Here is a 22,101-nt window from a genome sequence, read left to right as displayed (position 1 = left end):
ACCTACTCTCCTGAAAATAATAAGGGTCTTCTCGGGTACTTGAAGCCTTTATAACTGTTTACAATGACCCCCGTCCCTCCCTGACAATGTACATAGATAGGTTTACCCTTACTGTCTCTACCGATGAAAATACCAATATGATTCACACCGCCCTGTCCCGGTATGTTCTTAAATACCAAATCACCGGGTATTAACTCGCTTTCCTTGATCGCATAGGTTTTACTCCATTGATAAGAGGTACCGCCAGCAGAAAACGAGTTGCCAAGGCCAGCTGTTTTAAATGCCCAATCTATAAAGCCGCTGCAATCCATCCCGTAAGGCTGATATGTCCCGGTCGTCCTACTTCCCGGCGCTGTTACTTTAACCGGAGTTCCCCACTTATCGTTCCAACCGGGGCCGCTTTTCCCTCCCCAGAAATATTTGACCTTACCTTCCAGCGTTAGAGCAGTTTCAATCAGCTTTTTCCTCGCCTCGCTTACATCACCAGTAAATTCAGGCGGTGGAATCCCCGGTCCCGGTCCGGTTCCCCCTCCAGGTAATTCTTGGGCCAAATCCGGAAATTGCTCTTGTATCGCTCCCGAGGTAACAAGTCGCCTAGCCCATTCTTGTTGTTCTTCGTTGAAACCAATCTGTTCGAAAATATCCTCCATATCATAGGTGTAAATCTCAATAACAAGTGTTGTTTTAATTTCCGTTTCACAGTCTCTATTCCCATCGCTGTCCGTAGAACATTTTCTTATTCTTTCAGTCTCTGTCCTTGTTTCTATAACATTGAATTTCTCGTAAATTTCCTCCATAAATTTTTCTTGTTTATCTGTGAACTCTAAATCTTGTTCGAATTGAACTGCAAGAATGGCGAACATCTCAACCCAACTAGCATGGGCAAAACCATCTTCATTCATATAGTCTGTTCGAACCTTATCGTAACCACCACTATTTTGAAGCCGGTTGATTTCTTCTTGAAATTCATTATTAAGCCTCTCCACAACCTCCTTGTATTTTCGAGCATTATCTTCATCTGTCATAAAAAACGAACCAGCTGAAGATGTGGTGGTTCCCCCCATGCTGTTTGTCAGCATCATTAGGAAGAATATACCTGCCGCCACAGCCGCTCCTACAATCCAAACTTTGGGGTTAGCTGCTATAGCCGCCACAAATTTTTTAGCAGCCTGTTGAGCAGCAAGCTTTAAGTAGGAAGCGGCAGAAGAAGCAGCCTTTCTCATCCCATTTTTAAGGCCAAGCGATGAATAACGCCCTTTGGGTACATACTTGCTGCTTAATGTCTTGATCTTGTTGACACTGATTTTAGAACTGCCCTTAGTAGCATTGCTTCCCTTTATTTTGCGATGTGCTGAGATAGTTGGCACACGGTAGCGGCGATTTTTTATATAATGGTTGGCATGTTTAATCCGGTCTGTTGATTTTTTAATATTTTTATACGCGGTTCTGGTTTTTTTTACCCCATCCCTCGGAAGCTCCAAGGATGTAATAACGTCATGTGCTTCCTCATGATCATGAGGATCTATTGTCCGTGTAAGCTGCCTTGCAGTCTCTTTGGCAGCGGTCTTTATCTTTTCCTTGCTTTGCCTTGAAATATGGTTGCGAAGTGCAGCCCTGATCCCTTTGATATTGCTGGTGGAATGAACAGGTGTTTTTCGGGTAAGCTTCATTTTGTTACTGAGGCCACGCTTAACATATACGTTTCTGGCGGTGGTCTTTATCTTTTTGTCCTGGCGTTCCCTTAAAATATGTCTGCGTAGCCTAACGTTCATCCTCCTGTCACTACTGGAGGGGTGAACAGCTGTCCTCCGGTTAACCTTCACTCCACGCTTAACATGTGTATTCCTGATAGTGGCTTTTACCTTTTCATTCTGGCTCTCTCTTGAAATATGGCTGCGTAGCCTAGCATTCATCCTCCTGTCATGGCTGGAGGGCTGAACAACTGTTCTCCCGTTAATCTTCGCTCTGTTACTGAGGCCACGCTTAACATGCGTATTTCTGACAGTGGTCTTTATTTTTTCATTCTGGCTTTCCCTTGAAATATGGCTGCGTAATCTGGACTTCATCCCTCCGTTACTGGAGGGATGAGCAGCCGTGTTCCGGTTAGACTTCACTTTGTTATTGAGGACGCCCTTAGCATATACATTTCTGACAGTGGTTTTAGATGAAGTACGGGTACGGATATTGTTCTTCCTCATGCTGTATTACTCTCCAGATTAGCCTCCCTTACTTCATCAACCTTGGTCGTCATCATTTTGTATAATTTCGTATCCCTTGGGAACTCGTCATGGAAAGGAACAATCCCTTTACCTTCACCGTTCCCGATAAACATTAGCCCCTGCCCACTATCTGCATTTGTCACATAGCTAAGCTGCGTTTCCGATATGTCCAGCAAAGTCGCTAACTCGCGGCGATCCGATTTAGCTTGATTGAGCATCATCAAGAACATGGAGTTAGAAAGCATCGTTCGTGCAAGGTCTGATTTAAGCAAATCCTCGACGTTTTGGGTGATTCCTGTTGGAATCCCTCCCCATTTTCTGGCCCGTTTGTACAGTTCGTATAAGAAAGCTGCTGAATATTCATTAGCAAAGAGCAAGTAAATTTCATCAATATATATCCATGTCCGCTTACCCTTACCACGATTAAGGGTGATTCGGTTCCAAATTTGGTCAAGCACAATGAGCATCCCCATTGTCTTGAGCTGCTTCCCTAAATCCTTAATGTCAAAGCATACAAGACGGTTATCTATATTGATATTTGTCTTATTAGCGAATACAGACAGATTACCCTTAACATAAAGCTCAAGCGCTGTAGCAATTTCGATAGCTTCCGGGTCTTCTTGCTGTTTGAGCTGTTCATAGAAATCAATTAGTGTCGGTATATCATCTTTCGAAAACGTCTGTAGATACTTGTGGTATGTGAGTTTCAAGCATCGGTCAATAATTGATTTTTCCTTTGGTGTAAGGCCATATCTACCACCGACTATTACCTCGCAGAGAGAGAGTACAAAATCAGATTTAAGCATCAATGGGTCATCATCATCTGCATAGTCCATTGTCATATCCAGCGGATTGATGTAGTTCTTTGATCCAGCAGAAATATGAATAACTTCTCCTTTGAAATTGGATACAAGTCGTGTGTATTCGCGCTCCGGGTCGATGATGATCACATCATCATCCGTGTTGAGAAGCACGTTTACCATTTCCCTTTTTGCCGCGAAAGATTTACCTGAACCCGGCGTTCCCAATATAAAGCCGTTCGGTGTATCCAGCGAAAGCCTGTTGAACATAATCAATTTTCGTGATACAGCATTCAGCCCGTAATACATTCCACCCTCCTGAAACAATTCTTGGTTGGTGAATGGCATGAAAATAGCTGTGCTTTCTGTAGTCAATGTCCGTGATATTTTAAGCAGATTCAGCCCAAATGGTAAGCACGAATTCAATGCATCTTCTTGCTGGTAATGCAATGTACCCGTTTGACAAAGGAATTTACTGCTTATGGCTGAAATCTCTTTAGTATCCTTGTTTAATGCCTCAAGCGTATCTGCAAAATGAATCAATACGATGTTTGTTAGGAACATCTTTTGATTTTTATTGATCAAATCATCCAAAAGTTCATTTGCCTCTGTAAGCGAGTGCTTTAATTCATGAGGAATAAACGCCTCCAGATAACCGTTTTTAAGGCTTCGTTTCTGGTATTCAATCTTATTAGCTTCCATGCCTGTAATCTGCTTCTTAACGATCCTGAGCGCCTTATAAGAGTCCACAGATTTGATATTCATAGTCGTGATCAGATTAAAAGAGAAATCGGTGATCTCGCTAAGGAATTTGTCGTTTAGAAAGGTAGGCAAATCTTTGATGTAAATAGCCCTTGCGTATTTATCGCCTATTATCATATGATCCCGTTTAAAGGTAAGAGAGTCCGCAGCTATAAGGTCTTTGGTTATAAGCCCTTTTCTCTTATGCTCTTTCGGATCATAAGTAAAGTGTCCTTCTTGACCCATACGATACACATCATGTAGCAGCTCCAGACGTTCATTAAGGTTTAAACCACTGATGGAGCTACCCATTCTTTTGAATACGGCCTGCGTCTCTCTCTCCATTCTCAGGAATGTGTTGCGTGCTTCGTCCATGGAAATAGACTCAATATTGACCGTGACAAATTTCTCTTTTTTTATCTCATTCTTACCGCCCGATATTCTGCGTTTCAACATTTGATTGTACTCTTCACGAAATGGCTCCATATGGTCATTCCGAGACTTAATCATTACTCTGCTTTCAAAATCTTCTTTGTTAAAGCTTTTATTGATTATGGTCACTTGGAGATTAACAGTGTCATCAAAGAAGTTTAAAAACTCGCAGTATTTCGAAAATACTTCTTCTTGATCATCTTGCTTACTAACCTGATAATTGATGTCCACATAAGAGAAGGTTTTAGAGTAGCGATCCTTGCCATGTTTCAAAATCCCGTCCTCAGAAGCTGCGGAATATGGAATGGATTGTTGACTTGATTTAGGAATTCTCGCTTTCTTTTTTGCGCTTTTTTTGTTTAGAAACAGCACGCTTATTCCCCCCCTTTTGGTTTTCTGTTGTAAGCAGCTCAAACATATTCAAAGTGATATATTTTCTTTTTTGCGGATAAATGAACTCCTGCTGAATCACAGATTTTATAAATTGTTCAAAGGTCATACCGTTATAGTTAAAATATCCGATTAAGAATAATGGCATCGCAACGAATATAACCACCCAACTTGCAGCATCGGCTCCTATAACGTCCCTGCCAAACCAGTACAGCGGCACGTTAACCACAACGGCGATTAGGGTGCAAATCAACTGTCTGAGCGTTAAACCAAAGAACAATTTTTCTTTATAGGTTCTTATCTCCTTGGGGATTCTTATCTCAATCATAGTACCTCCAATTAGTGTACTCATTTATGTTTAGTGATTTAGGAGAGACGGTGAATGTACACAAAATAACGGGATCTTCCTGGCTGCCGGCTTTAAAATTGTATACATACTTTTGGATCTGCAGCTGAACCAGGCTTAAATTTTGTGTACACTCGAACTTAGTCACCCATTATCTTTCTTGACCATGATCCTGATTTGATCACAACAAGCAGTAAGGCCAATGAAGTCAGCATACCTTTCCAAAGCTCCATATTAGCCCCATTTCCGGTAAAGAATCCGAATGATACATTGGCTATGATCGCCACGTATACAATACATCCGATGATGATGATGATTCCCTGTAAGCAGACCGCGGCATAATCGAATACGAACCTTTTAGCCTTTTCTTTAAGTTCATCGTGTATAAATGCAGCTATTGGAATAGGGGCAGCAGCCGTGTATATTAAGAGCTGGAATAGTCGTCCAAAAACAATCAACATGATAACGATTTTGATCCCCTGCAGAATCCATTCGAAAGGCATCAGTTTAACTGAATAAAGCTTTTTATCGAACCAGCCCATATCTTCGTACTCAGCTTCCATGGCTGAAAAATCAATTTTATAAAGTGATGAATCAGCTCCAGTAGTTCCCACAAGACTTGAAACATAAGAGGATACATGGAAAATGATGTTTAACAAGTCAAGCGTGTGTTCCATGACTAACTTGGCAAACACCAGTTTTAACATACATGAGACAACCGTTTCCCACCTGAAAAAAGCGAAGTTCATTGACTTGTTCATAAAATCCAATAAAAAATATAGAGTCAGCAGACTGTATGCAACAGGCAGAATGGCTTGATGAATTTCTGTTATAACCGAGTACACCCCCGGATACTCGGAAGGCCCCTGATTTACTAACCCTGTAACCTCTGTAATAATTCCGCTAAAGCCTTCAAAAGCCGCTTTTATATCCTCAATCGGAGAAGACGCCAACTATTTCACCACCCACTTTTTTTGAGATAGGGGGCTGCAAGCCCCCTCACAATTACAGTCCGAAAAGTGCCAGTGATTTGGAGATACCAAAGACCATAAACCCTGCGGCCATTGTCTTCATTCCTCGAACTTTCCCATCGGCATCATCTTGTTTAAAACCTAATGCTGTTTGGATACCCCCAAAGAAGGCGACAACGAGACCAATTCTTCCTGCCCAAGTGGCAATTACATCAACAACACCGTCGAATTGGTCCATTCCCTCTGCCCCTCCGGCTGCGGCATAAATTTTAGTACCCGCCAACATAAGGGCAAAAGACAAGGACAGGACTTTAGCAACCACAGGTTTTTTGAAAGTGTTCATGATAAAATTTTTCATTTAAAAATCTACCTCTTTCATATTTTAATTTTTAGTTTTCATATCAGAATAATAGGTTTTTGGAATATGCTTTAGCAGTGACTAATTCAGCTTTAGCTAAATTAGCTCATCCATTTGCTTTTCTAAACTATCCAACTCATCAACATTTACAACAGTTAAATCTTCCATCCTTTCCTCTAACTCTTTATCGGGAACTCGCATGTTCACCAATTCAGCTATCGGATCGGAGGACGGGGATTGTTTCAAACTCATGGATGAATCAAAGTAATTATTCTCATTCGCCTCATAAAGTAACTTATAGTTAGGATGGGACTCTAGCTTATACTTGTCAGAATAAAAAGGATCAAGGCCCCTTACAAAAAGAATACATTTATTATCTGGCATTCGTGAAAGTTCGGAGATAGTCATTAAATCACGGCCTTGAGTACCGTAACTGGTACTTGATGAGCTATTCCTTCCTCTGGACTGACTTGTATTTTTGGTGTCAATCGTTTGTTTATCAAGCCCTTTATTCACCCATTCAAGTGTAGAACGCTCCTGTCCACCTAGAAACAGAATCGAATCACAGTTACCTATAATCGTTTCATATGTCTCTTTATAAAGCGATTTAAGTTGTGTCATATTTTGTATTATTGGTGCTACTGAAATATTTCGGCTTCGCATGGTGGCAATTAACTTATCAAATTCCGGAATTTGCCCGATATTAGCAAACTCATCGAGCCAGAACTTAACATGATGCTTTAGGCTGCCGCCACTCACAAAGTCAGCTTGATAATATAGAGAGTCAAACAGCTGGGCATACATCATAGCTACAAGGAAATTAAATGTGGTATCGCTATCCGGTATCAATACAAACAGTGCTGTCTTCTCGTCTCCCAACGCTTGCAGTTCAAGGTCATCGTCACTTAGTAGGTGTTCTACCTCTTCAATACCGAATGGCGATAAACGTACACCTGCCGATATGAGAATACTTTTTGCAGTTTTACCGGAAGCCATTTTAAAAATATCATATTGCTTGACGGCGATATGATTTGGGTTTTCTTCGCGTAGCACTTCGAACAGAAAATCGAATTCGCTTTTAAAGTCTTCCTCATCCTCCTTTATCTCTGCCAGCCTCAACATAGTGAATACTGTTGCAAATTTATGTTCATACTCAGGCAATTCATAAAAGATATAGAGGAATATAGCTTGCAAAAGCGCTCTTTCTGCACTTTCCCAAAATGGATCTGATGCTCCATGTTTGTTCCCATTGGTATTTTTGATCAGGTTGTTAATGACCTTTAGGATATCACTCTCCTTTTTGACATAGGCAAAGGGATTATATCTGCAACTTTGCGACATATCTATCAGGTTAAAAACCTTAACCTTATAGCCTTGTTGTGCTAAGGAATATCCCGTATCCCGAAGCAGCTCGCCTTTAGGGTCTGTAATGACAAAGCTTGTATTTGCCTGTAGAATGTTGGGTTTAACAACAAATCTACTTTTCCCTGTACCAGCTCCCCCAATAACTAAGAGATTTAAATTCTTCCTTACCTTCTTTGTATCAAGGCTAAGCCGTTCGGTTTGAGTTAAGATAATATTTGCAAATTGATCCTTGCTATTTTTTATTCGATTTCTCTCTGCATTACCTCCCCACTTGGCTGTGCCGTGTTCCTTTCCTGGCATAAGGTTCTTTTGAGTTGTGACCTTATATAGTGCAAAAATGAATACAGCGATCAATTCAAAAAATAAAATTTGAAGTGTCTTCTCACTTGGCAATACAAAAATGTTGTTGATCATGCTGGCCTTAGAAGCTTCGGTAAGCTGCTTTACATCCACAGTTTCAATATCAAACGGCTTCCCTGAAAGCTCAATCACATGATGAACATGCAAGGTTATATAAGCGATAACAACGTAAAGGATTACACAGAGGATCAAAAAGTTCCTATTCTGTATTTTCCTTTTTTCTTGATCGGTCATTATTGTAACTACCTCCCCCCTTTCTCCCTATTTCTGTTTTTTGTAGGTGGAGCCTGTTTTTGAGCTTCCACTAGCGGCCTAATTTGTTGTCTTCTTTCATCTAAGTTCATGCGTGTATTAACTCTGTGCAGCATGTCGCGTACCATTGTGGCCCTGTCATCCTGTACTGGCCCCTTACCAGTCGCACCTAACCTTTCTGTGAGGGATTCCCTACCCTTCACTTCTTCCTTTTCAATAGTTAAGTCAGACGTTTCACGTTTGAAATCAATCTCATTAACTTTAATGCCGTAACTTTCTGCCAACTCACGATGTTGAGGATTATTCATATCTAGTGTTACATGTGGAACTTTTATTTTATTCCCCTCAAGCCGCTCATAAAGCATTTGCTGCTCTGGCTCAGGCTCACTTGCCTCAGATTGCCTTCCCTCTCTCTGCTTGAGAAAATCAGGAATAGTATCTGGAGCTTCCTTCTGAGGCTCGGCCTGTAGTTCAGCTTCTTTGGCCTGCCCTCCGATGTAAATCTGCGGTTTAGAGCCATCATACTGAGATACAAGTCCCTCCGATTCCATGCGATCAATGAGGCTTCTCGCCTCACCGTAGCCGACATTAAGCTCGGACTGTAGTTTTGGGATCGCTATTTCCCCGGCCTCTCTCGCAAGATCGACAGCCTGCAAGTAACGTTCGTCTGCCATATTTTTTTGCGGGTCAGTGAATGAAGAAGTATCAATTCCTTCTCTTTCAGCCAGTTCACGTTGAAAACCCACATTCATATCCAGCACGGCATCGTTAACCTTAATTTCACTGTCCCCAACAACGTCATATTTCGATTTACCGTTGTTTGGCGTATCCGCACTATCTCTTACTGCCTTTTCATTTTCGAGACGTGCGTTATTCACTTGAAGGTCACTTAAATTGATACCTTCCTTTGCTGCCAATTCACGATGAAATTTAATGTCCATATCCAACACAGCATTAGGAACCCGGATGCTTGATTCTCCAACCACCTGATAGGGTAATGCTCTTTCAGGCTGCTTATCGGCGCGATCAGTCGGGGTCAGCTCTTTATTTATAAGGTTTTCAATAATACTTTTGACCCGAACTTCATCGCTTTGTTTATAGAAAACAGAATGTCGGCCTTCATCTTCAACCACAGCATAGGCGATTTGATAACGTTTAGCTTTCTCTGCAAATTCCTTTAATCTGCTTTTATCCAGATCGAATAGCTTAATTTCATCCTTGCTGGCAAGGAGCTTTTTCAATGATTTCTCGCCCGGCTTGTCGCCCTGTTCTCTAGCCTTATTGATGAGGAATATCAACATCTGTTTTATTGATTCGTTAGTCATTTTAGCGGTTTCTCTGGAGAAGTCAGAAGCCATTCGCGTAACAATTGTTGAAACATCACCGCCGATATCAGACATTCTATCGCCCCTCATTACGAATTTTTCACTGGAACAGTACACGTTTCATTGATGACCATTACACTGTTGCTGTATCTTCGCTTTCATCTTCAAGCTCTTTAATATCAACCTCCAGCGCCTTAGCAAGCTTTCTTATATTTTCGTGAGTCGGGTACTTGCGATTCCCTTTCTCGATTTGGGATATGGTTGGTTGCGGAACCCCCGATTTTTCCGAAAGCTTCAGCTGAGTCCAACCTTTCTCCTTTCTCTTTTTTTTAAGTTTATAAATAACTCGCACCTCCTTGATGACATTATATTCGAAAACGAATATTTTAGTCAACAGTTTTTTATTCTTATTCGAATAATTATTTGAGTAACGGGCATCGCTTATTCTTTTCTGTTATGATTTAAGTAAAATTCTCAGCAATGGTGCGTGAAGTGAATGGATCAGCTAAACAGTATAATTGGAGCCAATATTAAACATTTTAGAAAAGCAGTAAAAATGTCCACTACGACATTAGCTGAGTTATCAAAAACATCACAAAGTACGATCAGTAAGATCGAAAATGGAAGTTCAACCAGTATCGAAATCCTAATACAGATATGTGATGCTCTCAAAATATCGCTTAATGACATTCTTCCTGCCGGCTTATTGCCCGACACACAACCGGATCATTCCGGAAAGAGACAATTACTTGGGTTATTAGATGAACTAACGGATGCAGAAATTAAAACAATACAATTTTTACTCTCGGCCAACATACTTCCGGTAATAAAGCAAATCACCCCTTTATTAACAGCTTTAGATGAGTTGGATGAAAAATCACGTAATAATCTTCACACCCTTCTTTATTCGATATTAAATAACAGGTGATAGCTATATCGTACAAGTTTCGACAATTTCAAGGGAGGGCCAAAATTATACCCCCTCAATCAAAAATAAGAGACTGACCATATAGGGTCAGCCTCTTATTTTGATTTGTATTTGCTTTATTTGCTTCTTTACAGTCTCAACAGACTTGAACAGCACCTTTGCTATCTCCGCTTTATTCATCCCCTTTTCCCGTAGATCGTAGACCTCTCTCTCTGTGGGAGTAAGGATATACTTTAGCTTCCTCTCCTTTTTCAGCTCCGCAACGAGTACAGCGGACGCGTCAGAATGAATACCCGGATGATCACTGTAAGCTTCCCGTACAGCCCTTGGTATGTCCCGGTAAGACGTTTTAGTAATATAATTAACTGCGCCTTTATCAAAGGCATCCAGGATGATTTCCTTGTCGTTTAGAGCGGTCAACATAATTATATTGCTAAGTCCTAGCTGCTTTAACTCCAAAGCCGTATCCAGCCCGTCACATTCGTTAGGACTTAACATGACATCGACCAAGGCTACATCAACGTTATTTTCTTTATAAGCCCTTATTGCTGCCTCTTTACTTGCCGCGCAGCTAACCACATTCAAATCCTGTTCTCTCTCTATGAAGGAAGACAAGCAGTCTTCCCATACTGGATCATCCTCAACCAACATAACATTTATTTGGGTCATCAAATTCCCTCCTATAGCGGTAAAAGAACCTTCTTTTCAAACACACAGTATGGCGTTATACAAGTTGTTCAGTTATAGGAATTTGCAGAATAAAAGTTGTACCTAACCCCTTCTTGGATTGTACATCAATTTTCCCATCGTGCTTATGCATAACATTCATGCAGTAGGCCAACCCTAATCCGAAATTTTTGCTTCTGTTCTTAGTTGTGAAATACGGATGAAATATACGAGTTAAATCTTCCTGATCAATGCCCGAGCCGTTATCTTGGATTTCAATAACGATAGCCTTTCTGGTTTCATATGCAGATATTCGCAGCTGCCCATTTTGTTCCATAGCCTCAGCTGCATTCTTAATCAAATTCCGTAAAACCTCTTGCATATGCACACTGTCACAATACATTTTCACATTGGTTTTGACATGTATAACAACGTCTATATTTTTCTTTTCCAAATACGGTAAACTCATTTCAATACTGGATTCAATGATCTCACAGACCTTATGGTAATCAGGTATAAGTATAATCTCCTGAGAATGTTTCTGAATTCGATCAACCATTGAGAGCATGTGTGAAGTGGAGTCCATTATAGTATTAATGTCTTTTACAATCGGCTTCGGGTTTTCCCGTTCAGCTTCATACTTAATCCGATCAGAAAGTATGTCAATTTTACCAATCTCATTTTTTATAGTATGGTTTAACGCTGATGCCCCGGAAGTAACCGCACGCATCGCACTTTCACGCTTGTTATTATCGAATCGAAGTCTGACCCCTAAAAGTCCATGCTTTGAAATCAAAATAACAAAAGCCATAAACAAAAGGGTTATAACTAAAGGCATTAACCTCCACACTTCCTCAAAATCAAAAAATGCCTTAAACGTGTAGTTCACAAAAATTTGAAAGATGATCGGTGGAAAGGTGAACAAAATAATATAGAAGCGATTCCGTTTAATTAACTGGATGCTCTCTTTAGCATAGCTGACTATCAATAAAGTCATCCCCACCAATAAATAAGGCACACACCACATAAAGAGTATTCGAAAATTATTTTTTATGTCTGGATAGAATGGAGTGTTGAAAAGCATTATCACTATTGGGATCAGTAAAACATAAGCAAGCTTGCTCTTCAATTGTTTGTTGAAGAATCCGCTGTAACTAATGGCGAACATCAAAAAGCAATAGGGCAATCCATTATGATTCATGAATGAACCTATTATGTGTAATTTAAAAAGTATGTTTTCAATGGTCGGCGTGATCAGCTCATGTGTATGTAAGTAAGGAATGGCCGTTTCTGTCATGGCACGAGACAGGCCACCACCGCCAGCCGCAAAAGCAGAAAATGCAACCCACCGAGTAGATTCATTTTTTGGGTTATTTACAAGAAGAACAGCAGCAATTGTCCATAAAAAAATAAGAACAAAAACCATATTTCCTCCTACAATGTTTCGCCCAGTTGAACTATATCTGCTTTAATAAAACGGGCCTCTTTCTTTATCTGACCCATCCACTTTTCATCTTTCTTCGCAACTACTAAAGGATAGTCCACATGATTCAGTGCTGGTAAATCATATTTTGAATCTCCAATGGATAGAGTTACGGCAGGATCAAACTTGGCAATCTCCCTGCCCTTAAATCCATCAAGATTTGAGAAATCTATTGTTATCCCATTCCCATCCGGTTGTACCTTTAAGCAGCTGTAAGGAACATCGAAATACTCCCCATACTGTTTTACCAATAAATCAAAATTCGTCGAAAGCAATTCAACATAAACACCTTTTTCTTTCAGATGGAAAATCAAATCGTGAGTAAAGCTAATGAACCTACCTTTTAAGCTTTTCTCAAAAAATAACTTCGATAAGTATTCCAACTGAGCATAAGAATATTTTTTGAATTTTCGAAGCACAAAAAGTTTATTAAATGAATCCCGTGACACGGCATCCAATGCTAAAAAATATGGGGCACGGAGAACAAATGTTGAAAAGTATAGGGGCCACAACTTTTCTCCAATTTCTTGTTTTTTTATAAACAGATAAAATTGTACGATGTTACTTTTTGTTATTGTGTTATCTACATCAATAACAGCGTTCCTCACTCCTTTGTTGTCAATCAAGTCGTCAATGTAAGAAAAGTCTGTAATGTAGTTCATGCGTTCTCCCTTCTCCTAATAATTGGTTTACACCCAATTTTATCAGGTATCCGTTTGAGCAAAATGAGTCCATGTATACAAAAAATCTATGCATCTAGTCCCGATCTTTTCGATGCCGGTCCTATTTTTGTGTACAAATAATAGGAGTTCAATTGTGGCCAAGAAATGAAATGAGTACAATCGAACTCCTGCAGCAAGATCCCTGGATTAAATTTTGTGTACATATAATTGTTTTTAGCGTTCTTTCCTTTCATCACGCTCATTATTTTTATTCTTGGACAAATCGAAACGCCCTCTCTGATTCAGCGTTTTTTCAATATCAGTGAGCTTATATAGTTCTTTAGTCATTGCGTTATGCCGTTCCCTCAACTGTTCGATTTTTATTCCGTATGTTTCTTGTCTCTCTCTGTAAATTGAAAAGTCCTTCTCCTGAATATTAAGCTTATCCAGTTGGTTCATTGCTTTTTCAAATGTTTCGATCTCCGCACTATATTTTTTCTTCACGAGCATTTTTCTGATTGTCGCTGACTTATATTCTTCATAAATCGGCTTATGCTTGTTGTAAGCTTCGATTGTCTGATTAATGAGTATGATACTTCGATTTGCTTTATCTGCTTCCTCAATAACTCCATTGATTTGTTTCAATCGTTGCTCTGTATCTTTGATCGCTTGTTGTAGATCACTGCGACTTTTTAAATTGTAATCTGTTATTAGCTGGAGCTGCTTGGACAGTTTCAATATTTCAATGTCGGTGCTAAAATCTCTACGCGAATTTCTCCTTGTTGCCTCTTCTACCTTCCGGTTAGTGAGCGCCCGAAGCAACGCAATAGTCAGCATGAAATTAACCGCCAATGAACCTCTTTTATATTTGTAGTTCCTTGCTGCGTCAAAAATTTGTGTTCGAGTCGGCTTCCTTTTAAAGCGGTATTTGTATTTCCGTTTTGATTCAACAAAATTAAATTCTCTAAGCTGAGTTCGTTCCTTGATACGATCTTCTGTGTATTCTGGCCCTAGGGTTTTTCCGCGAACTGATCTTTCCATGCCAGGAGCCTTGAACGTCATATATTTAACATGACCTTGCTTCATCGTGTACCCAAGTCGCTTCATGTTCTGCATAAACTCTTCGAAGGATTTAGATGATTTAATGACTTCATCTATGTCCTGCTTGATATGTGCTTTCCACGAATTCCCCCTCTTCTCTTCGTTCCATTCTTTATAAGATTTCGGAATAGCATGTTCATTTTGAGGAATAACACTGAGGCTGTATTCCTTTGCAATCTCATCTGAATAATCTCTTGCATCCTGTAAGCTCTGTTTACAAGCATTGAATTTCTTGCCATTCAACGAAACAGAATTTATAACAACGTGATTATGAATATGGCCTTTGTCTATGTGAGTGCTTAGAACGTATTGATACTTATCGCCAAACATTTTCTCGGCCCACTTCAACCCAATTTCATGCGCCTTGTATGGATCAGTAATCTCATTTTCTTTAAAGGACTGCATGAAGTGAAACCCCAGCGTTCCTTTTTCTTTTTTATGATTTTTTTTATTCGCAAGCATCTGCTTATAAGCAAGCTTATCATTAGAAGCACAGTTAACCCCAGTAACCAAACAGCCATGATCGGTCTTATTATCATTCACTATATATTTAAGAGAACGGTTCAGCGTTGATCTAATCGTTATTTGTTTAACATACGGCAATGAAATCAACCTCCACCGTAAAATTTTTCAATCTGCTGATAGATAACGTCCAGTTGTTTTTTCAGATACTTGATGTCATCGAGCGTCACATGCTCCAGCTCATTAGCTCTTCGCGCTACCTGATTAATGTTCGTCCCGATCTTATTCACTTCATAAACCAAATCGTCCACCTGTTTAAAATCTTGTTTGACTATCAGACCATCAAGAGTCATGCTGCGACAGTATTTACTTCTATCTAAACCAGCGGCATCTGCCTTTTTATCAATAATCTCAAGTTCACCCTCAGTAACAAAAAACTTCACTTCTTTATCTCTGTATCGCTTTTTTGCCAACAGGATCACCATCCTCATTTTACAGGGGTATTAGGGCGCAGCCCTAAATGAAACGGGTATTAGGGTGAAACCCTAACAAGCGTTTTTTTCGGAAGTGTGGCTACACTTCCAATGCTTGCTACCCTAAACCAACCCAAAACGCCTTTACCCATCATTTTATCATTTCCATCATTTAGAATAAAGAAAAAACAAAAAAACCTCCCTACAAAGGAAGGTCCTTATACCATAGGTCCTCTCGTACCCTGCCAGATCGGCAGACGGTATAAAAGGGATGAGGTGGCTACGCTTTTAGCGAAACGTTCCTAACTCCAACAATTAGTTAAACCCATATTGCTACTACGTTCCTTATTCATATTGAATTACAAAAGTTCAATTACAAATCGATCCCTGCGAAGTTCTAACGATTGTATGAATAGTTTGTACACTTCGTCACCAGCGTTCCCAAGCCAGCTACTTAAGTCGAAGTAATGCTGACTACCAGTAAACAATTCAACTGTTGATCGAATCAAACCTCGATATGAACTGGAAAGTTGATCGACGATTTCAGACTCAGCATGATAACCATTTTCGTCGTTATCATCCTCACCAATCCACTCTCCCCAGTACCATCCTATCGGCCCATCAGACTCACTCCAATTTACTCTGTAATAAATTTCGGGGTGGGAAACAACGTAACAAGCAGCCGCATATTCCGGATTTTTGTAAGCATTAAATCTCTCTACAAGTTGAATGAAGTTTTCTCCGTGTTCCTTAGAAGCAAACCAAACATTCCCTAACGTCATGCCTCTTTTGGCAGGTTGTCCAGATTGTACTTTTTCCGTTTTCATTTGATCTTTCATGTCCATTCCACGCACTCTCCTAATCTATAGGTTATCGTCTATTCCTTTGGACTTTTTCCCGAGCTTGATCTATCGTGTAACCCTGACGAATATAATGATTTTCTTCCACATACTCCATGTGTCGATCAACTTTTTCTGGCATTGTTTCAGGACTCCAGCCTTCCTGAATAGCTCTTCGAAGAAAATTCAAAGGTGATTTAACCGGACGTGGTGACTGCCTCATAATAAGTAATAATTCCAATACTCGTTCAAAAGGTAACGGTCTTAGCAATTCCATAATTTCGAAACTAGGATAAGTAAGTGTTGCCGTTTGATAAGCCAAAGCTATTGCCCTTACACTCCCTTTCTCCATAAATCAAATCCCCTTTCATTCAATTGAGGAAAGACTTTCTAAAGCCTCCCTGCGTTCCTGACTACTCGACTTTGTATAAACGCGAGTGTAATTCAGGTTCGTGTGACCCAAGATATCAGCTACCCTTTGAAGAGAATAACCAGTCTCTATAAGATCATGAGCGAGTGTATGACGAGGAACATGAGTAGTTAAGTCATCTATGCCTGTCTTTTCGCTTAATGTTCGGTATAGATATTCAATACCTTGTTTAGTAAGGCTAGTGCCGCCTCTTGATGAAGTAAATAATTTTTTAGTGGCTGGATTGCCGCGCTCAGCCAGCCATTCAGTGAGTGCCATACGTAAATCTTTATTCATTTCAATACGTCTGGCTTTGCCTCCTTTACCGTCGCGTACAAATAAATATCCCGTTTCAAATGAGATATCTTCTGGTTCCAGGTCAGTAACTTCACTTACCCGAAGCCCAGCATACAGCTGTACATAGACGATCGCTCGATTACGTGTGAACTTCCAACGGTTCTTTTGCTCTAAATTCTTATCATCAACAGCCCTGAGCAATTTATTACGTTCAAAGCGCTCCAACCATCTCGGGTCTTGGTCAAAATCAGCAGCTATTTTTTGCGTTTTTACTTTCAATGCTGGATTACTTTGGATAAGTTCATTCTCATTAAGAAACCGAAAGAAAGAGCGAATTGATTTCACAAAATTATTTACTGAACTGACCGAATAGCGTTTTGGTTCTTCGTTTCCTCGCTGGTAAGTCGCTTCCTCAAGCAAATACTTTTTCCATGCATTCAAGTCCCGGCCTGACACATTTACGGGATCAAACGCCTCGCTTTTCATTATCCGGTTGTGCCACTCGATGAATATTTTTGCTACGGTAACATAACGATCTACAGTGTTTTTACTCGCTCCATCTTCGAAAAGCCATGCTTCAAATTCTTGTAAGAGGTTAGTCATCGCATTCACGTCCTAATATCAATTAACTTCACGATCTAACCTTACTAAAACTGCTTGCTGATAAACTTTGATCAATTCATTGTCCCAAGTTCTTAAAGCATCGCAAAGGTTAAAATCGTCATAGCTGCTGTTGAACAGGTTAGCCCCCAAAAGTATCAATTTTCGATATCCACTAGATAAAGTCGAATATGCTTCGGTTTCAATTCCATTTCCGCTTTCATCCTCTTCATAAGTTCGCTCAATAATGACGTTCTTCTTTTTTGTTAAAATGTCTTCCACTTCAACTTCCTTGTCCTGAAATTTGTACATCCACTCCATGGGGCCTTCGTCACCAAACTTCCCACTAGTCCGGTTGTAAATTTCGGGCAGCGCAAGAATATAACATAAAGACTTATACTCTGGATCATTTACCGAATGATAAAACTCAACAAGCTTATAATAGTTACTTTGATGGGCATCGTTTACAAAGTACATACCGTACGCCTCCGTTTTCTTTTGCATTAACTTAAAACCACTCAATCTCTTTCAATCCGCTTAATATCTACACCCAAATGATCTGCAAGCATAATCTCTGCATCAGCTTTCACCTTACCCCAAAGCATCGAAATGGAGTCCACATATCCTCTGCAAAGAAACTCAGCAGCAAGGGAATGAGGCGTTCTTTTCTCGTCAATTATTTTAATTCCCTTTTGCCTCATTCTCTGCCTAATAGAACGCTGCTGTTTTATAATTTCGTCTTGTATACTCTTTAGCTGCAATTCAAATATGTGGCGAAGCTTGAAATCAGCTTCCTTCATTTTTTGGATGTTCAGCTCTAAAACATCTAGTAAGACTGGCAATTCCAAGTACGCTTTAACTAACGCCATGTCCTCTGTATCAGCTTTACGCATTTCCCCTCCGCAGACGATTCAGCATCACTTTAAAGACCGATACAGCTCAAACGTAGACTTATCAAGTCTGTTTGATGTCGTGTAATGATGTAAGAGAAATTCAAGCGCCGAAGAATTCTCGTTTAGATTAAGTTCTTGCTTGAGTGCGACAAATTTCTGCTTGTGATCCTCACCTATTTCTAAAGCCTCTTTTTCCAAACGTGCTTTCTCTTTTTTTATCTCCTGTTTATAATTCTGAAAATCTTTATAGATTTGAATTAAGCTTTCAATGACGCCATATGTTGTCTTTGCATTGAACTTATCTTTCAAGTTCTCTATCTCCACTTTCAATTCATCTGGAACCTGTATTGTTGCTCTCGACACGTACACACACTCCTTATAAAGTTGTTTTGATCCTTTAGTTAAGTGGACAGAATCGTACTCAAAAAATCATTCCGGATCTCGCCGGTTCGACTCTTATTGTGTACAAAAATGGATCTGAAGCAGCTCGCCAGGATTGTTATTTGTGTACAGAATTAGAATGATTGTTGCCGATCAATTATTTCTGCCTTCTCACGATACTGTTTATCCTTCACAAGCGTTATCTTCTCATAAGAATCATCATATAGGGCCAATAAATACGCGAGTGTTTCTGAATCGGTCTTGCACTTCAACGCCTCACGTACTGAACGTAATGATGCCTTGACTCCGCTGCTGCAATCCACCCTCGGCCTTGCATCCTTAGACGTTGTTCTAGCCATTAACACACCTCCTGATGGGTCTGTTATGTATCATTTAGGGTCATAAAAAAACGATAAGGGGCCACAGCCTATCTCTCTGGTTCATCCTTGCTTTTAGGTTTCCGTTCAGTCTTACGATTGTCTATTAGAGGTTTAATCCGGTTCAATTTTTCCGCTAACGTAGAACGCGAGTCAAACGAATGTCTGGCCCATTCAGGCAGCTTGTCCACGAGATAGCGTACTTGTCCTCTCTCATTGATTTCGAGTAATTGCGTAAACTCCGAAGTATTGTCAAAAACGTATGTCCGGTCAGCAATTTTCGAAGCAACAGCCAAATTTTTAAGTGAACGATCATAACGGGGTCCTACCAACAAAACGCGGAAAACATACGCTAAGCCAATTTCCGGATGAAAAAAAGCCGATTTCCTTACTTTAAGGAATATCGGCTTGATATTATAAAAGATGGTTATCCTGTACAACAAGATAATTTGGATACATCTTTATCAAACGTAAGGGCAGCCAGCTTTAGTTCTTCTGCCATTGTCAAATAGGGAGCAAGGGTTTCGCGAAGATCTTGGGGTAGCGTCAGGGAAATGCGGATTTACAACGGTAAGCATTTGATACAAGTCTTATGAGACAGTCAGAAGTCATTTAAAACGCTAATTTCATTATGTCTCAATAAACTCTACTCTATTGGAATTGTGAAGTGATACACTTAAACTAACGTACGCAGGTTTGTTGAATAAGGACTTCAAAAAATACCCTTAATTAAGCTAAAAAGTCCTTCTCTTTATTAAGAAGGACTTTTTTATGTGTTATTCCATTGTCTCATTCATTGTAATAGTTTCGCTTGCTTCATGACCAGATTCTCCATGTCCTGGTCCAAACAAATTCAATATTACAACTCCTACAACAATCAGTGTTATTCCTGCAATGCTAGCCATGTTAAGTTTTTCCTTCCAAACTAAAACTGAAATTACTGTAGTCAAAACAAGTCCTAAACCTGCCCATAATGCATATGCAGTGTTTAAGGGGATTGTTTTTAGCGACAAGGATAAAAAGAAAAAACAACCAACGAAAGCTATTATTACCCCTATTGTAGGATAGAGTTTTGAAAAGCCTTCAGATGCTTTTAATAGGGAAGAGCCAATAATCTCCCCCACTATTGCAAGTGCTAAATATAGATATGACATTATTCGTCCTCCTGAATCATGTTTATTAGTTCATCAAAAACTTGTGTTTTTAGTTCTTCATTTAATGGTGCCATTCCAAATATTTCTGAAAACCAAAGACCATCTATGGATAATCTTGTAATTGTTATTTTGACAGGATCAATTCCATCAGTTATTAACTTTGTATGCAAAATATCGTATCTCTGCCGGAATTCATCTAATAAATCTGGATTAATAAACATAGCAGCCATTAGTGCGGAATTTAGATTATTGTTTTCTAAATCGGAAAATGTAGATTTAAGATAAGCCCTATTCCATTTTCCTATTGCGTTATCATCGTCGTTATTAACTAACGTATTAATGCATTCGAAATAATTATTTGTCCAATCTTCCACCATTCCTTTAATTAATGCTTCCTTGCTAGGAAAATGGTATAATAATCCACCTTTACTCACGCCAGCTATTTGGGCGACTGCCTCTAATGTGAGTTTGACAACTCCTTCTTCTTTTACAATTTCAGATGCAGCAATCAATATATTTTTTTTCTTATTAGCATGCTTTGAAATAGACATAATAACCTCCATAACTTAGATACATATAATATACCTTCTGGACGGTTTTTTTGTCAATCGAATTAAAGCTCTTATTTAATATCACTCTTTCACATAAAAATAATCCAATAAATTAATCTAAAGATTGTGAAGAAATGTACTTAAAGTAAAGGGAGCTTTAGTTCAACAGTCGATTTCTTAAAATCGGCTTTATTTATGGGTGAAAATTACATTACCGTTGTAAATCCGCATTTTCAGGACTCTACCCCATCTTCTACTGTTAAACACCGCAAATTTCGCAGTCTCACGGTCTCATTCATTGGTTTGGGTTTCGTACTTCAAAAATTAAACAAGACGATTGGGTATTATTTAGGATTAGATGTCACAGCAAGACTCATTGGTAGGGCCAGATTCCTCGTAACGTTTTCCCAGAAGGCGACCTAATTCAAAGGCTTCCTTAACGGGGTACACCTTCCCATTTGGATGTTGGTTAAGCCAATTTTGGGCTGCACTTTCCGTGCTAAAAAAATGGACTTCGTTGCAGAATGACGACCGAACAGAGGACGTATCATCCGGTGTTACTATTGAGACAACAGCCGTCGTTGGTTCCAGGCTTAAAACACGATCCGGTTCCACTGTCAATCTTATAGGCTTTCCAGTACTGTAACAAGGCGATTCAATATGAACCATATGCCCTATAAGTTCCGGAAACATAAGGGTGTCAAGAGCACACCACGCATACAATTGTTTCTCATCAACTTCAAAGCGATGGGGCGTAGGGATTAAGGTGAGACCAAAACCGACAACACGACCCTGTTCATCGAGTTCCACACTGGATAAGGTCGAGAGAATGTCCTTAACCTCATCGAGGGGCTTCCCGGTTGTTGTTGCAATGTCCTCAACGGTAACTGGTTCACCTTTTGTTAGCATTTGTAACAACGGGCGAAAGAGCCACTTCATGGAGCCTCCTCCCTCTCCCTTGTTCTGGTCAAATAGGGTTACAAGTTCCTGAATTTCAGTTTTCATGACTTTTTCCTCCTTGGATTTTTTTGTCAGTTTTATTGTTTTTCGATGTTACTTACATGATTATATCTACATTCGATTGTAAAATTCTTAGGAAGATATACTTGATTGAATACGTCTTTCGGGGAATCCAGAAACGCTCCAACGTGTTGTCGTAACTTTTGTAGATCTTTAATATGCTCATCTATCATAGTCAGTTTCTCCTTTAACAAATGCTGAAGACGAGGTTCTACCTCCACAGGTTTTTTTTCGAAAATCACTACC

The 22,101-nt window shown here is 39.7% G+C and carries 24 protein-coding genes and 1 pseudogene; 1 reads left to right on the top strand and 24 read right to left on the bottom strand.

Annotated elements, in window-relative coordinates:
* Nucleotides 1-2: 2 nt before the first annotated feature.
* From TCA2_RS25505 to TCA2_RS25470, 8 genes are all read right to left on the bottom strand, one after another.
* Nucleotides 3-2,198 (bottom strand): C40 family peptidase, encoded by a 2,196-nt coding sequence (locus TCA2_RS25505; RefSeq protein WP_047914419.1) that lies wholly within the window; start codon nt 2,196-2,198, stop codon nt 3-5.
* Nucleotides 2,195-4,564, bottom strand: coding sequence for a VirB4-like conjugal transfer ATPase, CD1110 family (locus TCA2_RS25500; protein ID WP_047914418.1), 2,370 nt, complete (start codon nt 4,562-4,564; stop codon nt 2,195-2,197). The genes TCA2_RS25505 and TCA2_RS25500 overlap by 4 nt, the downstream gene beginning before the upstream one ends.
* Nucleotides 4,515-4,910: a PrgI family protein gene (locus tag TCA2_RS25495; protein WP_052512301.1), complete on the bottom strand. Its 396-nt coding sequence runs from the start codon at nt 4,908-4,910 to the stop codon at nt 4,515-4,517. The genes TCA2_RS25500 and TCA2_RS25495 overlap by 50 nt, the downstream gene beginning before the upstream one ends.
* A 158-nt stretch (nt 4,911-5,068) precedes the next feature.
* Complete coding sequence (locus tag TCA2_RS25490) at nt 5,069-5,881, bottom strand: hypothetical protein (protein ID WP_047914417.1); 813 nt, start codon at nt 5,879-5,881, stop codon at nt 5,069-5,071.
* Between the two features lie 52 nt (nt 5,882-5,933).
* Nucleotides 5,934-6,257, bottom strand: coding sequence for a hypothetical protein (locus tag TCA2_RS25485; protein ID WP_047914416.1), 324 nt, complete (start codon nt 6,255-6,257; stop codon nt 5,934-5,936).
* A gap of 96 nt (nt 6,258-6,353) precedes the next feature.
* Nucleotides 6,354-8,216, bottom strand: coding sequence for a VirD4-like conjugal transfer protein, CD1115 family (locus tag TCA2_RS25480; RefSeq protein WP_047914415.1), 1,863 nt, complete (start codon nt 8,214-8,216; stop codon nt 6,354-6,356).
* Between the two features lie 8 nt (nt 8,217-8,224).
* Nucleotides 8,225-9,634: a DNA translocase FtsK gene (locus TCA2_RS25475; RefSeq protein ID WP_047914414.1), complete on the bottom strand. Its 1,410-nt coding sequence runs from the start codon at nt 9,632-9,634 to the stop codon at nt 8,225-8,227.
* A 58-nt stretch (nt 9,635-9,692) separates the two neighbouring features.
* Entirely contained in the window at nt 9,693-9,953 is a 261-nt protein-coding gene (locus TCA2_RS25470; protein WP_081872839.1) for a helix-turn-helix domain-containing protein, read from the bottom strand.
* 102 nt (nt 9,954-10,055) lie between these two features.
* Between TCA2_RS25470 and TCA2_RS25465 the strand changes: the two genes are divergently transcribed.
* Entirely contained in the window at nt 10,056-10,487 is a 432-nt protein-coding gene (locus tag TCA2_RS25465) for a helix-turn-helix domain-containing protein (RefSeq protein ID WP_047914413.1), read from the top strand.
* Between the two features lie 87 nt (nt 10,488-10,574).
* Here TCA2_RS25465 and TCA2_RS25460 read toward each other — a convergent pair whose 3' ends face one another.
* The 16 genes and pseudogenes from TCA2_RS25460 to TCA2_RS27790 all read right to left on the bottom strand — a co-directional run.
* Nucleotides 10,575-11,156, bottom strand: a complete 582-nt coding sequence (locus TCA2_RS25460; RefSeq protein ID WP_047914412.1) for a response regulator transcription factor — start codon at nt 11,154-11,156, stop codon at nt 10,575-10,577.
* A 55-nt stretch (nt 11,157-11,211) separates the two neighbouring features.
* On the bottom strand, nt 11,212-12,579 hold the full coding sequence (locus TCA2_RS25455) for a HAMP domain-containing sensor histidine kinase (RefSeq protein ID WP_047914411.1): 1,368 nt from the start codon (nt 12,577-12,579) through the stop codon (nt 11,212-11,214).
* Nucleotides 12,580-12,587: 8 nt separating this feature from the next.
* Complete coding sequence (locus tag TCA2_RS25450) at nt 12,588-13,298, bottom strand: HAD family hydrolase (protein ID WP_047914410.1); 711 nt, start codon at nt 13,296-13,298, stop codon at nt 12,588-12,590.
* A 234-nt stretch (nt 13,299-13,532) separates the two neighbouring features.
* Entirely contained in the window at nt 13,533-15,002 is a 1,470-nt protein-coding gene (locus tag TCA2_RS26440) for a relaxase/mobilization nuclease domain-containing protein (RefSeq protein ID WP_052512300.1), read from the bottom strand.
* Nucleotides 15,003-15,007: 5 nt separating this feature from the next.
* Nucleotides 15,008-15,343, bottom strand: a complete 336-nt coding sequence (gene mobC / locus TCA2_RS25440; protein WP_238546513.1) for a plasmid mobilization relaxosome protein MobC — start codon at nt 15,341-15,343, stop codon at nt 15,008-15,010.
* A gap of 350 nt (nt 15,344-15,693) precedes the next feature.
* Nucleotides 15,694-16,179, bottom strand: coding sequence for a DUF2538 family protein (locus TCA2_RS25435; RefSeq protein ID WP_047914408.1), 486 nt, complete (start codon nt 16,177-16,179; stop codon nt 15,694-15,696).
* A gap of 25 nt (nt 16,180-16,204) precedes the next feature.
* Entirely contained in the window at nt 16,205-16,525 is a 321-nt protein-coding gene (locus TCA2_RS26435; RefSeq protein ID WP_052512299.1) for a hypothetical protein, read from the bottom strand.
* A gap of 15 nt (nt 16,526-16,540) precedes the next feature.
* The gene (locus TCA2_RS25425) at nt 16,541-17,482 is read right to left on the bottom strand and encodes a tyrosine-type recombinase/integrase (RefSeq protein WP_047914407.1); all 942 of its coding nucleotides are present in this window, start codon (nt 17,480-17,482) and stop codon (nt 16,541-16,543) included.
* Nucleotides 17,483-17,500: 18 nt separating this feature from the next.
* The gene (locus TCA2_RS25420) at nt 17,501-17,956 is read right to left on the bottom strand and encodes a DUF2538 family protein (protein WP_047914406.1); all 456 of its coding nucleotides are present in this window, start codon (nt 17,954-17,956) and stop codon (nt 17,501-17,503) included.
* Nucleotides 17,957-17,997: 41 nt separating this feature from the next.
* On the bottom strand, nt 17,998-18,372 hold the full coding sequence (locus TCA2_RS25415; RefSeq protein WP_047914405.1) for a hypothetical protein: 375 nt from the start codon (nt 18,370-18,372) through the stop codon (nt 17,998-18,000).
* 24 nt (nt 18,373-18,396) lie between these two features.
* Complete coding sequence (locus TCA2_RS25410; protein ID WP_047914404.1) at nt 18,397-18,735, bottom strand: hypothetical protein; 339 nt, start codon at nt 18,733-18,735, stop codon at nt 18,397-18,399.
* A gap of 152 nt (nt 18,736-18,887) precedes the next feature.
* Nucleotides 18,888-19,112: a hypothetical protein gene (locus TCA2_RS25405; protein WP_047914403.1), complete on the bottom strand. Its 225-nt coding sequence runs from the start codon at nt 19,110-19,112 to the stop codon at nt 18,888-18,890.
* Between the two features lie 794 nt (nt 19,113-19,906).
* Nucleotides 19,907-20,284 (bottom strand): quaternary ammonium compound efflux SMR transporter QacH, encoded by a 378-nt coding sequence (gene qacH / locus TCA2_RS25395; RefSeq protein WP_047914402.1) that lies wholly within the window; start codon nt 20,282-20,284, stop codon nt 19,907-19,909.
* Entirely contained in the window at nt 20,284-20,847 is a 564-nt protein-coding gene (locus tag TCA2_RS25390) for a TetR family transcriptional regulator (protein WP_081872835.1), read from the bottom strand. The genes qacH and TCA2_RS25390 overlap by 1 nt, the downstream gene beginning before the upstream one ends.
* A 342-nt stretch (nt 20,848-21,189) precedes the next feature.
* Nucleotides 21,190-21,840 (bottom strand): organomercurial lyase MerB, encoded by a 651-nt coding sequence (gene merB, locus TCA2_RS25385; protein ID WP_047914400.1) that lies wholly within the window; start codon nt 21,838-21,840, stop codon nt 21,190-21,192.
* 32 nt (nt 21,841-21,872) lie between these two features.
* Nucleotides 21,873-22,101, bottom strand: a pseudogene (locus tag TCA2_RS27790) (hypothetical protein); the annotation flags it as partial.

Origin of the sequence: Paenibacillus sp. TCA20 (genome assembly GCF_000732325.1) — a bacterium.
GTDB lineage: Bacteria > Bacillota > Bacilli > Paenibacillales > Paenibacillaceae > Paenibacillus > Paenibacillus urinalis.
This window is presented reverse-complemented; position numbering and strand designations above follow the sequence as displayed.